12 protein-coding genes are annotated in these 14,106 nt (G+C 68.1%); 4 read left to right on the top strand and 8 right to left on the bottom strand.

Features of this window, described 5'->3' with window-relative positions; genetic code table 11:
- Positions 1-40: 40 nt before the first annotated feature.
- From QRO93_RS11520 to QRO93_RS11510, 3 genes are all read right to left on the bottom strand, one after another.
- Positions 41-1,039 (bottom strand): SUMF1/EgtB/PvdO family nonheme iron enzyme, encoded by a 999-nt coding sequence (locus QRO93_RS11520; protein WP_180878667.1) that lies wholly within the window; start codon positions 1,037-1,039, stop codon positions 41-43.
- A 214-nt stretch (positions 1,040-1,253) separates the two neighbouring features.
- On the bottom strand, positions 1,254-2,636 hold the full coding sequence (locus tag QRO93_RS11515; RefSeq protein WP_180878638.1) for a sensor histidine kinase: 1,383 nt from the start codon (positions 2,634-2,636) through the stop codon (positions 1,254-1,256).
- Positions 2,629-3,303 (bottom strand): response regulator, encoded by a 675-nt coding sequence (locus QRO93_RS11510; RefSeq protein ID WP_053449888.1) that lies wholly within the window; start codon positions 3,301-3,303, stop codon positions 2,629-2,631. Before QRO93_RS11510 ends, QRO93_RS11515 begins: the two co-directional genes overlap by 8 nt.
- Before the next feature lie 62 nt (positions 3,304-3,365).
- On the opposite strand from QRO93_RS11510, the gene QRO93_RS11505 reads away from it, so the two are divergent.
- From QRO93_RS11505 to QRO93_RS11490, 4 genes are all read left to right on the top strand, one after another.
- Positions 3,366-4,613 (top strand): TolC family protein, encoded by a 1,248-nt coding sequence (locus QRO93_RS11505; protein ID WP_180878637.1) that lies wholly within the window; start codon positions 3,366-3,368, stop codon positions 4,611-4,613.
- Positions 4,610-5,782: an efflux RND transporter periplasmic adaptor subunit gene (locus QRO93_RS11500; RefSeq protein ID WP_180878636.1), complete on the top strand. Its 1,173-nt coding sequence runs from the start codon at positions 4,610-4,612 to the stop codon at positions 5,780-5,782. The genes QRO93_RS11505 and QRO93_RS11500 overlap by 4 nt, the downstream gene beginning before the upstream one ends.
- Positions 5,779-8,850, top strand: coding sequence for an efflux RND transporter permease subunit (locus tag QRO93_RS11495; RefSeq protein WP_180878635.1), 3,072 nt, complete (start codon positions 5,779-5,781; stop codon positions 8,848-8,850). Before QRO93_RS11500 ends, QRO93_RS11495 begins: the two co-directional genes overlap by 4 nt.
- A 228-nt stretch (positions 8,851-9,078) precedes the next feature.
- Positions 9,079-9,972, top strand: a complete 894-nt coding sequence (locus QRO93_RS11490) for a LysR family transcriptional regulator (RefSeq protein ID WP_180878634.1) — start codon at positions 9,079-9,081, stop codon at positions 9,970-9,972.
- Here the strand turns inward: QRO93_RS11490 and QRO93_RS11485 are convergent.
- From QRO93_RS11485 to QRO93_RS11465, 5 genes are all read right to left on the bottom strand, one after another.
- Complete coding sequence (locus QRO93_RS11485) at positions 9,932-11,338, bottom strand: heavy metal sensor histidine kinase (RefSeq protein ID WP_180878633.1); 1,407 nt, start codon at positions 11,336-11,338, stop codon at positions 9,932-9,934. The genes QRO93_RS11490 and QRO93_RS11485 overlap by 41 nt on opposite strands.
- Complete coding sequence (locus QRO93_RS11480) at positions 11,335-12,033, bottom strand: heavy metal response regulator transcription factor (protein WP_180878632.1); 699 nt, start codon at positions 12,031-12,033, stop codon at positions 11,335-11,337. Before QRO93_RS11480 ends, QRO93_RS11485 begins: the two co-directional genes overlap by 4 nt.
- A 45-nt stretch (positions 12,034-12,078) precedes the next feature.
- A complete protein-coding gene (gene copD, locus QRO93_RS11475) occupies positions 12,079-12,963 on the bottom strand; it encodes a copper homeostasis membrane protein CopD (protein WP_180878631.1) in 885 nt (294 codons plus the stop codon).
- A 10-nt stretch (positions 12,964-12,973) separates the two neighbouring features.
- On the bottom strand, positions 12,974-13,351 hold the full coding sequence (copC, locus tag QRO93_RS11470; protein ID WP_180878630.1) for a copper homeostasis periplasmic binding protein CopC: 378 nt from the start codon (positions 13,349-13,351) through the stop codon (positions 12,974-12,976).
- Between the two features lie 116 nt (positions 13,352-13,467).
- Positions 13,468-14,106: AraC family transcriptional regulator (locus QRO93_RS11465; protein WP_285304212.1), on the bottom strand; the 639-nt coding region annotated here is incomplete at its 5' end.

Raw genomic sequence — 14,106 nt, 5'->3', positions numbered from 1 at the left:
GGACTGAATTAGCGTAGCAATGCCAGATATGGGGAGGCACTTATGACGGGGTCAAGGAGTGTGAGGCGGCACTTTCCATAGGACGCAGAGATGCAGTGGCGGCGCATCGGAACCTGTTCAGGCTGTTAGGGTCGAAGAGATACTTCGCATCGTCGTCCAGAAGTGGATCTGGACCCGGATTTGGATGGCGTTTGAATCGAGTGAATGTCATCGATACGATGAAAAGAGAGCCTCCACCCTGATTGCCGCTGCTTCGCTGGACTTTTTCATCGCCATGCACTGGTCCGCGAGGGTCTTGTGTGTCGGAGATGTCATAAGGATCCCGATACCAGTCAAAGACCCACTCATACCCATGGTCGATCATGTCATACAGACCCAGTGGGGTGGGCGGGTACTGACCAAGAGGAGTTGGACCGACCGTGTAGCCATGCTTGGAGGCATACGCTCGGAGCGTCTTGTAGTCGCCAACATTCCTTCCGTCGTCGACGCTGCCATCATCGGTGGGCCAGATCACGAACTGGCCCCGGTTACGCGCCGCGTATTCCCACTGCGCCTCTGTCGGCAGCTCCATCTTCCGCCCGATCAGTTTTCCTACCCATCCGCAGTACTGCTGCGCTGCCTCCCAGTTCACACCTACCGGTAGGTCGTCCGGTATGTTTCTGTACTCTAGGTCGAACGGGTACTGCGCCGTTCGTGGCTGCCCCGTCGCATCGGTGTACACATCGAAGTCGGCGTAGGTGATCTTCTTCGCACCGATTGCGTAGCTGCTCAATGTCACCTCGCGCAGCGCGTCGTCGTCGCGCTCACCGCTGTAAGGCATCTTCGCGCGCGGATCGATGGGGCCGAAATCACCCATGATGAAGGTGCCGCCTTCTACCTCCACAAGGTCTTTTTTGGTCTTTTGCGGCAGTGCTTCGATGCGCGCTGTGAGCTCAGCAGAGTGCTTCTGGGGCGCTTTGACGGTCGGGCCTTGGCACGCCGTCAGCAGAAGTGCTGTTGGCACAAGGGATTTCAGAAGTGAAGGTCGAAGAGGCGGCATGAGGAGCACCGATCAGTTCCGGATGGACTGAATCAGCGTAGCAATGCAGGCGCTAGGCGCGTGGCGGCTCCACGGCTCGGGCATCGTGCCAGGTGCGGGCGGACACGGCTGGTCGCTTCGTAATCAAGGGCTGCCGATGGGCAGCGCCAACCAAGGTTGGCGTCCATCGATATGTCCCGCTACGGTCGCAGTGGGTGCCATCCAAGGTTGGCATTTACCGGGAACGAAACCGCAGCCCCACCCGCGCGCCACCGATCGGAGCGGTATCGATCACCAATGCCGCACCATGCCGCTGTGCGATCTCCGCCACGATCGCCAAGCCCAGGCCACAGCCATCGCCTTCGCTGCTGGCCCGGTAGAAGCGTTCCGTCACACGGCCGCGCTCGGCCTCGGCGATGCCGGCGCCGTCGTCGTCCACCCACACCTGCACGCCTTCAGCGTCCTGCTGCAGGCCGAGCGTGATCACGCCGCGCACGCTGCCATAGCGCAGCGCATTGTCCAGCAGATTGCCAAGCGCTTCGCGCAGGAGTTGCGGATCCCCCTGGATCAACACGCCTTCGTCGGGGCCGTCGTAACCCAGGTCTACGCCTGCGGCCAACGCCCTGTCCGCATAGCGCTCCACCACGCCGCGTGCCAGCACCGCCAGATCCACCGGCTGCAGCGGCAACGCGCTGCCCTGCGGATCTTCGGAACGGCTGAGCATCAGCAGCTGGTTGACCAGATGCTGCAGCCGCGCAAGCCCGGCCAGCGTGCCGGACAACGCCAGCTGCTGCGCCTGCGGATCATGCTGGCGCAATGAACTCTCCAGTTCCACCTGCATTGCCGCCAACGGCGTGCGCAGCTGATGCGCGGCATTGCTGACGAAACGCCGTTGCGCGGCCTGCATCGCGTCCAGGCGCTGCAGCAGCGCGTTGTAGGCCTCTACCGCCGGCCACAGTTCGCGCGGCGCCTCCTGTGCAGGCTCCAATGGCGCCAGCGGGTCCGGGCGAGGGCTGGCCAAGCGGCGTGCCACCTGGTTGGCATGGCGCGCGGCGGCGCCGGTACCCGACCACGCCAGCCACGCCGCCAGCGCGAGAATCGCAGCCTGGAACGGGATGCTGGTCATCAGCAGCTTGCGCTCCAGCCGGTGGCGCTTGCGCAGTGTTTCGGCCACGCGTAGCCGGATCTCGTGGCCGGGCCCGGCGCTGACCACTACTTCGACCATGCGCACCGGCTGCCCACGCAGTCGTGCGTCGTAGTAGACGGCCTCGCCATCACCTCCGGCGGCAACGGCAGGGCGGGGCAATGCTTCGGGCAGGTCACCGTACAGGCGTCCGCCCCCGGCATCGACCACTTCGCCATGCACTTCATCGGTGGTGTCCCAGGTGAACATGCGCGATACCGCTGGGGTGATCTCGATTGAGGCCCGCCCATCCTGCACCTCCACCAGTTCGGACAACGACATTGCCGAGTCCAGCAGCCAGCGGTCGTAGACCTGGCCAGCATAGAAGCGCGCCAACGCGAACGAGCCCACTGCGCTGCACAACATCAGCACCAGCAGCGGCAGCCACAGGCGCCGCAACAGCAGGCCACGCAGGCTGTGCACGCGCTCAGTCACCGCCGGCCTCCAGCCGGTAGCCAAGACCGCGCAGCATGCGGATGCCAACGCCGGCACGCGCCTGTTCCAGCTTGCGGCGCAGGCGGCTGACATGCACTTCGATCACCGACAGGTTGGCCTCGTGGTCCCAGCTGTACAGCGCATCGAACAGGCGCTGCTTGGTGACGGTACGGCCGGGATGCTGCATCAGCGCCTCGACCAGCGCCAGCTCACGCGCGGTCAGTTCGACACGCTGGCCATCCACCTGCGCCTCGTTGCGGATGCTGTCGAAGCACAACCGGCCCAACCGCTTCTGCGCCGGTGCGTCGCTGCGGCGGCGTGACAGAGCACGCAGCCGCGCTTCCAGCTCACCCAGTGCGAAAGGCTTGGCCAGGTAATCATCGCCACCGCGGTCCAGCCCCAGAATGCGATCGTCGACGCCATCGCGCGCGGTCAGGATCAGTACCGGCAGGGTGACGCCGTCGTTGCGTAACCGCGACAGCAGGTCGAGGCCATCGACATCGGGCAGTGACAGGTCGAGCACCATCACGTCATACGGCGCGCTGGCCAGCGCGGCCGGCGCATGCAGCCCGCGCGAAAGGTGGTCGCACAGGTGCCCGGCGCCCTGCAGGGCGCGGATCAGTCCATCGGCCAGGGCAGCGTCGTCTTCGATCAGCAGGATTCGCATTGCAAGCTTCGTGCAAGGTTGGGGCAAGTTTGGCGCAAGTGCGTCACCTTACCGTGACGCGCATGAATTTCTCCTCTCGACTTGCGGCTGTGCTGGCCGCCCTCGTGTGGGCGCCTGCAGCTTCGGCGCTGTCCCTGGCGGATGCGCAGCGCGCCATGGAGGCGCACAATCCGGACCTGCGTGCGGCGGCGCTGGAGCTGCGCGGCGTGCAGGGCGACGCGCAGACCGCCGCCCTGCGGCCCTCAGCCGAGTTGTCGATCGGCAGCAGCAAGATCAGCCCCACGCATGGCATCGGCCCCGGCCGCTGGCAGGACAAGCGGGTGGACAGCACGTTGGGTGTGGGCTGGACCTGGGAGCGTGGTGGCAAGCGAGCGCTGCGCATCCGCCAGGCGGACGCGTTGCTGCAGGTGGCCGGGCTGGAAATGCTTGATACCCGACGCCGCCAGCAGGTGGCGCTGCACGAGGCCTACTTTGGCCTGAAGAGCGCGCAGGAGCGGGTGCAGATTGCCGAGGCCAACCGCCAGAGTTCGACCGAACAGATGGCCGCAGCGGACAAGCAGGTCGCAACCGGGGCGATGGCGCCGGTCGATCGTACGCGGTTGGCGGTGGACGATCTTGCCGTGGCCGATGCCGCGCGCGAGGCGGCGCTGGATCTGCGCGACGCCCGGCACGCGCTGGGGCTGCTGCTCGGCAGCGATGACAGCAGCAACCTCAGTGCCGACGACCCGTGGCCCGACACCCGCAGTGTGGCCGCCACGCGTGCGTTCGACCCGCAGCAGCGGGCCGATCTGCGTGCCGCACAGTCGCGCTTGGCTGCCGCCGATGCGGGTGTTGCGCTGGCCCGCAGCGAGCGCCACCGCGACATCCAGCTGGGCGTGGAGGCCGAACGTGAGCCGACCGACATCAGCGGTGTCACCTGGGGGGTGTCGTTGACGATTCCGCTGGGTGGACCGTCGCGCGCACGCGGTGCCATCCAGCGCGCCGAAGCAGATCGGGACAGTGCCGCACTGGAACTGCAGGTGCTGCAGCGCGAAGCGCGCGCCGAGCTGGACCAGCTGCAGGCCAGCGCACAGTCCGCCGCGCAGCGTCGCGCCGATTACGAAGGGCTGCAGTCCGATGCCGCGCGCAAGGCGGTGCAGGGCATCGAGCTGGCCTACCGCCGTGGTGCCGCCAGCCTGACCGACCTGCTGGATGCGCGCCGCAGCTGGCGCGACTTCGAGGCCGCGCTGATCGAGGCGCGTGCCGACCATGCCATTGCCTTGGCGCGCTGGGAAGCCGCCACATCCGTTACCGAAGGAGAGTCCCGATGAAGTCCACCGTCGCCCATCGCCCGCGCGCGCGCCCTGCGCTGCTGCCGGCGTTGCTGGCACTGGCCCTGCTCAGTGGCTGTGGCCGCGAGCCGGCGTCGTATGCCGAAGATGCGCCGCAGGTCAGTGCCGGCCAGATCCAGTTCCCGGCTGACAGCCGCCAGCTGGACGTGCTGCGCACCGAGGCGGTGACCGCCGGTGCCAGTGCCAGCCTGCAGCTGCCAGGCCGTGTGGTCTGGGATGAGACCCGCTCCAGCGCCCTGCGCACGCCGCTGCCGGGGCAGGTCGCGCGCATCGAGGCGCAGCCGGGCCAGCAGGTCAAGGCGGGCCAGGTCATCGCCTGGATCACTTCGCCCGAGTTCGGCCAGGCCCAGGCCGAGGGCGCACGCGGCCGCGCCGAGCTGCAGCAGGCGCGCAAGGAGCTGCAGCGCACCCGCGAGCTGCACGCCGCTGGCGTGGCGTCCGGGCGCGAGCTGGACGAGGCCGAGGCCAACTTCGCCGGCAGCCAGGCCGATCATGCGCGCGCAACCGCCTTCGCCAAGGCCTATGGCAACGGCCAGCACGTCGATCAACGCCTGCCGCTGCGTGCGCCCATTGATGGTCTGCTGGTGGAACGGCGGATGAGCCCGGGCATGTCGGTCAGCCCCGACAGCGAACAGCCGCTGGCGGTGATCGGCGATCCGGATCGCCTGTGGCTGCTGCTGGACATTCCCGAAAGCCTGGCCGGGCGATTGAAGGCCGGCATGCCGGTGAGCGTGCCCGGCGCCGATGGCAAACCCCTGCAGGCCACGCTGCAGCATGTGGATGACTTCGTCGACAGCGAGCGTCGCGTGGTGCAGGCCCGCGCCGAGCTGGACAACCGCTCGCGCGGATTCAAGGCCGGGCAGTATGTGCGCGCACAGGTGGCGCTGCCGGCCGAGGGCGGCGTTTCGCTGCCGGATGCGGCGGTGCTGTTGATCAACGGCACGCAGGTGGTGTTCGTGGAGGAGGGCAAGGGCCGCTTCGTGCGCCACGCCGTGCTTGCCGAAGAACTGGGCGATGGCCGCCTGTGGGTGCGTGAGGGCCTGGCGGCAGGCAGCAGGGTGGTGGTCGAAGGTGGCCTGCTTCTGCAGCAGCTGGTCGACAGTGCGCCGACGGCGGCCAGCAGCGGCACGGGGCACGCCGCCCCATGATCGATCGCCTGATTGCCTATTGCCTGCGCCAGCCGCTGATGGTGATGCTGGCGCTGCTGTTGTTCATCGGCGCGGGCATCGCCGCGTTCCGCGTGCTGCCGGTGGAGGCCTTCCCGGACGTGTCCGACACCCAGGTGACGGTGGTCTCGCTGCACCCGGGCCGCGCCGCCGAAGAGGTGGAGCGCGAGGTGACGATGCCACTGGAGGTGGCGCTGTCCGGCATTCCGCATTCGGTGCGGGTGTTCTCGCATACCCAGTTCGGCCTGTCGATGATCATCCTGACCTTCGATGACAAGGCCGATGATTACTTCGCGCGCCAGCAGGTGCTGGAACGCCTGCAGGGGGTGGAGCTGCCGGAAGGGGTGACGCCGGAACTGGAGGCGATGAGTTCGGCGGTGGGCGAGATCTACCGCTACGTACTGAAAGGCCCGCACCTGACCTCGACCCAGCTGCGCACCGTGCAGGAATGGACGATGGAGCGCAGCCTGCGCACCGTCCCGGGCGTGGCCGATGTGATCAGCTTCGGTGGCTTCGCACGGACCTTCCAGGTCAAGCCGGACCTGGACAAGCTGCGCGACCGCGGCATCAGCCTCGGTGAGTTCGCCGAGGCCCTGGAGAAGGGCAGTTCGAATGCCGGCGGCGGTTACGTGGAGCGTGGCCAGCAGCAGTTCCTGATCCGCGGCGTGGGCCTGATGCGTTCGCCAGCCGACATCGGCAACGTGGTGGTCGGGCAGCGCGGCGGTACGCCGATCCTGGTGCGCGACCTGGCCGGCATCGCCGACACCGGGCTGCCGCGGCAGGGCCTGGTCGGGCAGGATGACAACGACGATGCGGTGTTCGGCATGGTGCTGATGCGCAAGGGCGAGAATCCGTCCGACGTGCTCGACGCCTTGCATGCGCGCATCGCCGAGATCGAGGCGAACCAGTTGCCGGCCGGGGTCAGCATCGAGCCGTTCTACGACCGCTCCTGGCTGGTTTCGACCACGCTGAAGACGGTGTTCCGCAACCTGCTGGAAGGCGCCGTGCTGGTGTTCCTGGTGCTGTGGCTGTTCCTGTACAACGCCCGCGCGGCGCTGATCGTGGCGGCGATGATGCCGCTGGCCCTGCTGTCGACCTTCCTCGGCCTGCACCTGTGGGGCGTGCCGGCCAACCTGCTGTCGTTGGGGGCGATGGACTTCGGCATCATCATCGACGGTGCGGTGATCGTCACCGAGCACATCGTCTCGCGGCTGTCGAAGCTGCCCCCCACGGCAGACAGGAAGACGCGCTTCTCGACCATCCTTTCAGCGGCATCGGAAGTGGGCCGGCCGACGTTCTTCTCGATGATGATCATCATCGCCGCGCATATCCCGATCTTCACCCTGCAGCGCCAGGAAGGCCGCATGTTCGCGCCGATGGCCTATTCGGTGACCTCGGCGTTGATCGGTGCGTTGATCCTGGCGCTGACCGTGGTGCCGCTGTTCTGCTACTGGTGGCTGCGGCGCGACCGCATGCGCGACGGCAATCCGCTGATGGACCGCCTGACCGGGTGGTACAAGCCGGTGCTGGAGCGTGCGCTGGCCCGCCCGCGCGCGGTGGTGCTGACCGCGGCGGCGTTGCTGGTCGGCACGCTGGCGCTTGGCACCCGGCTGGGCTCGGAGTTCCTGCCCGAGCTGGACGAAGGTTCGATCTGGTTGACCGCCACGCTCGACCCCAGCACCAGCCTGGCCGACGCGCAGCAGCAGTCGCGGCGCATCCGCGAACTGGTCGGCACGTTCCCGCAGGTATCGACGGTGGTGGCCAAGCTGGGGCGCCCGGAAGATGGTTCCGACGCCAAGGGTGCCAACCAGATCGAGGCGTTGGTGGCATTGAAGCCGGAGAAGGAATGGCCGAAGGGCGTGGACAAGCGGCAGCTGGTGAGCGACCTGCAGCGCACGCTGGAGCAGCGCATACCAGGGCCGGAATTCTCGATCTCGCAGCCGGTGCGCGACAACATCCTGGAGAGCATTTCGCAGATCAAGGGCCAGGTGGTGATCAAGGTCAGCGGTTCGGACCTGGACGTGTTGAACCGGCAGGCCCAGGCGATCCTCGGCCAGGTGCGCAGCGTGGACGGCGTGGAGAGCGCCTTCATCGACCGCGACGGCGCGTTGCCGCAGCTGCAGATCGAGATCGATCGTGACCGGGCCGCGCGTTATGGCCTGAATGTGCGCGACATCGACGAAGTGATCGAGACCGCACTGGGTGGGCGCCAGGTCGGCGAGCTGTGGGAGGGCGACCGCAGGTTCCCGATCACGCTGCGGCTGGACGACGCCGACCGCGACCTGCAACGGCTGCGCACGGTGCCGGTGGGCATCGGTGACGGCCACGCGGTGACGCTGTCCGATGTGGCCGAGTTCCGCATGGCCAGCGGCGCGATCAACATCTCGCGCGAGAACGCGCAGCGGGTGAAGGCGGTCAGCATCTTCATCGCCGGGCGCGACATGGGCAGCGTGGTGGCCGACATGCGCAAGCGCGTGGATGCCAGCGTGCAGCTGCCGGAGGGCTACCGGCTGGAGTGGTCCGGTGAGTTCGAGAACCAGCAGCGCGCGATGAAGCGGCTGGGCTGGGTGATTCCGCTGTCGGTGCTGCTGATCTTCGTGCTGCTGTTCGATGCCTTCAAGGACATCAGCAGTGCGGCGCTGATCCTGGCCAACGTGCCACTGGCGATGATCGGCGGCATCCTGGCGCTGTGGCTGACCGGCATTCCGTTGTCGGTGTCGGCGGCGATCGGCTTCATTGCATTGTTCGGGCAAGCCGTGTTGAACGGGGTGGTGATGCTCAGTCGCTTCGCCCAGCTGCGCGAACAGGGCATGGACCTGCTGCAGTCGGTGGTGCAGGGTTCGCTGCAGCGCCTGCGCACGGTGCTGATGACCGCACTGCTGGCAATGTTCGGGCTGCTGCCGATGGCGACTTCGCACGCGATTGGTGCCGAGACCCAGAAGCCGCTGGCGGTAGTGGTGATCGGCGGCCTGCTGTCGGCGATGCTGCTGACCCTGCTGGTGCTGCCCACGCTGTACTACTGGGTGCACCGCCGCCGCGAGGCGCGGTAGATGCCAACCTTGGTTGGCATGTTGCCAATCGCCCACCAAGGTGGGCGGCTACCGATGTGCCGTGCCCTGGTAGATGCCAACCTCGGCTGGCATGCGCCAAGGCGGCCACCCAGCGGGCGACGAACAGCGTGCCGTGATCTGGTAGATGCCAACCTTGGTTGGCATACAGCACCTGCCCACGGCGGACAATCGTGCATAATCAACCCACACCATCCGGACAGCCGAACAATGGACCGCTTTACGGCCATGCGCGCCTTCGTCCGTATCGTCGAGCGCCGCAGTTTCACCCGCGCCTCCGAGGACCTTGGCCTGCCACGGGCCACGGTGACCGACGCGATCAAGGCGCTGGAACAGCGCTTGGGGGTGCGCCTGTTGAACCGGACCACGCGGCTGGTGGCACCGACCCTGGAGGGTGAAGCCTTCTACGGTCGCTGCCTGCGCCTGATCGCCGACATGGACGACGCCGAGGCCGCGTTCCGTGACGTGCCACCGCGTGGCCCGCTGCGCATCGAGGTGCATGGCACGCTGGGCCGGCATCTGCTGTTTCCGCACCTGCCGGACTTCCTGCAGCGCTACCCGGACATCGAGCTGGACGTCAGTGAGGGAGACCGTTATGTCGACCTGCTGCGCGAAGGCGTGGATGCGGCGATCCGGGTCGGCACGCTGGCCGACAGCGACCTGGCGGCGCGACGGCTGACGCTGCTGCGTGAGGTTACCGTGGCTTCGCCGGACTACGTGCAGGCCCGGGGCTTGCCCGAGGGAATCGACTCCCTGAAGGACGGCCACGAAATGATCGGCTATCGCTCCAGCGCCACCGGCCAGCTGATTCCTTTGGAGTTCCAGCAGGACGGGCAGGTGCGCTACGTGCCGTTGCCGGCACGGGTGCTGGTGTCCGGTGCGGATGCGTTCCTCGGCGCCGCGCTGGCAGGGCTGGGCATCATCCAGGCGCCGCGTTACCGCATGGATCCGTACATTGCGCGGGGCGAGCTGGTCGAACTGCTGCCGCAGATGCCGCCAACGCCGAGCCCGCTGAACCTGGTCTACCCGCGCAACCGCACGCCCTCGCCGCGGTTGCGGGTGTTCATCGACTGGGTGGCGGCGCTGTTCGACCGGGCGGGGTAGTGCCGGCCGCTGCGCCCGGCAGCAGCAGTTCGAACACGGTGCCGGTTTCATCCGAGGCGACGCCGACGCTGCCGCCGTGCGCCTGGGCGATGGCGCGGGTGATCGCCAGGCCCAGCCCGGCGCCTTCATGGCGGCTGCGCTCGCCACGATAGAAGCGGTCGAACAGGCGCGGCAGCGCTTCGGCGGCAATCGGCGTGCCGAGGTTGTGCACGCTGATCCTGCACAGGCCGGCCCCCTGTTCCAGCCGTACCCGCACCTCGCTTCCCGCGCGGGCGTGCTTCAACGCATTGGACAACAGGTTGGCAATCGCACGGTGCAGCATCAACGGGTTGCCATCGACGCGCGCGATACCCTCGCGGCGCAGCGTCAACTGCCGGTCCTCGGCCAGCAGGCCGTAGAAGTCCAGCAGCGAATCCACCACCGCATCCAGCGCCACCGGCTCGCGCGAAGGCAGTACACCGGGTGTCTCGGTCTGCGCCAGGTACAGCAGGTCACCCACGGTCTGCGCCAGCTGCTGAAGCTCTTCCGCACAGGAGGCCAGCGTCTCCCGATAGGCCTCGTTGCTGCGCGGATGAGCCAGTACGACCTGCACCTGGGTCAGCATGTTGGTGATCGGCGTGCGCAGTTCGTGGGCAAGGTCGCCGCTGAACTCGGTCAGGCGCGCGAAATCCTGCTGCAGCCGCGCCAGCATGGCGTTGAGGGTCTGCGCCAGCTGTTCCAGCTCGGCCGGTGCCCGCTGCGCACTCAAGCGCCGCTGCAGGCGCCCGGCGGTGATCTCGCGGGCGTCATCGGCCAGCGTGCGCAGGGGGCGCAGCGTGCGCTGCACCACGTAGCCGCCGAGCAGGCTGCTGGCCACCGCGGCGGCGACGATCGCAATGGCAAGCAGATGGCGGAAGCGCTGCAGGAACGCAGCATGGCGGGCATCGTCGATGGCCAGCAGGGTGACCAGCTGGCTGCCGTCGGCCAGGGTCTGACGGAGGTGCAGGGCGTGCATGCAGCGGCCATCGGCAAGCGTCCAGTCATGCCGGCGCGGTACCGTATCGACGGGTTGGCGGCGGGCATGTTCGCGCAGCAGTGCCGGTGCCGTGGAAAACAACACGCCGCCGCGATCATCGGCAATATGGAAGGCGATGTCGGGATGGTGGCCCAGTGCTTCGGCCAGCCGCTGCGCGCGTGCATCGGCCGGCCCACGGCTGGCCAGATCATTGATCAGCGCCACCTTGTTCTCCAGTTCGCTGAAATCCTGCGCGACCAGATCGTGACGGGCGCTGACATAGATCGCCATGCCCAGCGCCGCCAGCACCGCCGTGGCCACGATGGCGAACAGCACCGTCAACCGCACCGCCATTGACCGGCGCAGGCTCATCCGTCGCGCGCAGCGCCGTCCTCCGGCGCCTCCAGTACATAGCCCATGCCGCGCACGGTCACGATCAGCTTGGCGTCGAACGCGTCGTCGATCTTCGCGCGCAGGCGGCGGACGGCCACGTCGATGACATTGGTGTCGCTGTCGAAGTTCATGTCCCACACCTGCGAGGCGATCAGCGAGCGGGGCAGCACTTCACCCTGGCGGCGCGCCAGCAGCTCCAGCAGGGTGTATTCCTTCTGACTGAGCGCGATGCGCTGGCCGGCCCGCTCCACCCGGCGGCGCAGCGTATCGACCACCAGATCGGCGATGACGATGCGCTCGGCCTGCGGCAACGCCTGGCCTCGGCGCAGCAGGGTACGCACGCGCGCCAGCAGCTCGGCGAAGGCGAAGGGCTTGGCCAGGTAGTCATCGGCGCCCAGCTCCAGCCCCTGCACCCGGTCGGCGATGCTGCTGCGTGCGGTAAGGAACAGCACCGGCAGCGGCCAGCCTTCCGCGCGCAGCCGCGACAGCACGTTCCAGCCGTCCAGCCCGGGCAGCATCACGTCGAGGATGACCAGCTGGTACTCGCCGGTGCCGGCCAGATGCAGTCCATCGACACCATTGCAGGCCAGGTCGACCACGTAGCCGGCTTCGATCAGGCCCTGGCGCAGGTAGTTGCCGGTCTTGGGTTCGTCTTCGATGATCAGCAGTTTCATGGTGCGCCCATCATCGCAGCTTGCGCCTGCATCGGGCCGGGCCGCTCATGCCAGCGGATCCAATGTGCCCAGCACCGCCACGCAGGCCAGCACCAGCAGCACCAGCACCGACTCGCAGGCCAGGCTGTGGCGCAGGGCGCGCAGTGGGCGCGGCTGCCAGCCGCCGCGGATGGACACCGCCAGCGCGGGTACCAGCCGCCAGCGATGCAATGCGGCCAGCGCCAGCATGCCGCCCACCAGCGCCAGCTTGAGCAGCAGCCAGCGTCCATGTGTGGTGCCGGCCAGGGTCTGCACCGATCCCCCAAGATCGACATAGGTATAGGTGCCGGTCATCGCCAGCGTCGCGACGATGAGCGTGCCGGGCAGGGCGAAGCCGTGCGCCGCCCGCCACAGTGCATGGGTACGCTCGCGCAGGCCCACGCCCTGCGGGCGCAGCGCCAGTTGCAGCAGGGCGGCGATCGCGCCCGCCCAGGCGCCCGCGGCCAGCAGATGCGCGATGCCGGCGATCAGCCGCAGCGTGCCGCCGGGGCCGTCACCGGCGGCGGCATGGCCGTTCCAGGCCAGGCTGGCCAACGCGACCGCCGACAGCAGCATCAGCGCGGCACGCCATCGGCCCTGCAATGGGCGGTTGATCGCCAGCAGCGGCAGCATCGCCAGCAGGGTCGCACCCCGCAGCAGGCCTGCCTGGCCCACCGGCGTTCCGGTGAGGAACCAGTGTGCGGTCGCGCCGTCGATGTCGGTTGGCGCGATGCCGAGCACGCCGGAAAGCCGGGTCAGCGCGTCGACGGCCACCAGCAGCAGCGCGATGAAGGTCATTGCTAGCAAGGGGCCGCGCGGCAGCACCGGACGCACGAACAGCGTGCGCCCGAACAGCAGCATCAGCGCCACATACAGTGCCAGCCTCAGCCCGTACGGCGGGAGCTCGACCACAAGCGCGGCCTTACTTCACGGTAAAGCGGTAGGTGCCGGTGACCGGATGGCTGTCCTGGCCGACTGCACGCCATTGCACTGCGTAACGGCCTGCGGGCAGCGGTTTGCCGAAGCGCGCGCGCAGGGTGTGGCCGTCTTCGGAGACCTCCTGCGCGGTGGTCGGCATGGCCATCTTCATGCGGCCGTGGTCCATGCTCAGCTCGATGCGGGTGGCACGCGGCATCACCTTCTCACTGAACTGCAGCTCGATCTGGCTGGCCGGGGCCACGGTGGCATCGGCGGCCGGGGTGGCCCGCACCAGGCTGGGATGGGCCAACGCCAGTGGCGCGATGGCGAGGCCGGCCAGCATCAGCATGAGCGGGGCGGGACGCAGCAGGGAGCGGATCATTGCGGAGCACCTGTGGGGACTGTGGCCCTCAGGGTGGAGGCCGGCACCTTTCGATGGCCTGACCTGGACATTACCGGTCTGTAAGGTTGGCCGGTGCTGCACAGCGGCGATCCGGATCACCGGCTGCGCGCCTGCGCGATCCAGGCCGAGGGCGAACAGCCAAGCACACGGCGGAAGGCCGCGCTGAACTTGCTGGGGTTGGCGTATCCGCTGGCCAGGGCCACGTCGGTGACGGTGCGGCCCTGTGCCAGTGCGGCACGGGCCCATTGCATGCGGTGCCGGGTCAGGAACGCGTACGGTGGCAGCCCGGTGGCGGCGCGCAGGGCGCGGCTGAAGCTGGACGGCTGCATCTGCACGGCGGCAGCCAACTGGGTGACGCCCAGCGGCTGGCCCTGCTGTGCATCGATGTAGTCCTTCAACTGCAGCAGCCGTTGCGCCGACAGCGGCGTGGCCGTGCCGCCCACCTCGCGCCGTTGGCCGGCAAGCTGGCCCAGGCGATGCAGCAGCACCTGCGCGCCGTGTTCGAGAAAACCGGGCAGGCACGCACCGGCCTGCGCGCTGCACCACAGCGCCTGCAGCACCGAGCCCACCACCGGATCCTGGTGAAGCCGCGCCGCCAGCGGCTGCAGCTGCTGCAGCGCCAGCGCGTGGTGCGGGTACGCGTGGGTGTCGATGGCAATGCCGAGCACGTCGACAGCGGGGCTGGCGTAGGTGCCGCTGTCGCCAGGCAGGACCACGTTGAACTGGCCCGGTCG

This window comes from Stenotrophomonas maltophilia group sp. Smal17 (assembly GCF_030237045.1).
In the GTDB taxonomy this organism is placed as follows: Bacteria; Pseudomonadota; Gammaproteobacteria; order Xanthomonadales; family Xanthomonadaceae; genus Stenotrophomonas; species Stenotrophomonas forensis.
The sequence above is the reverse complement of the archived record's forward strand: the minus strand, read 5'-3'. Positions and strand labels throughout refer to the sequence as shown.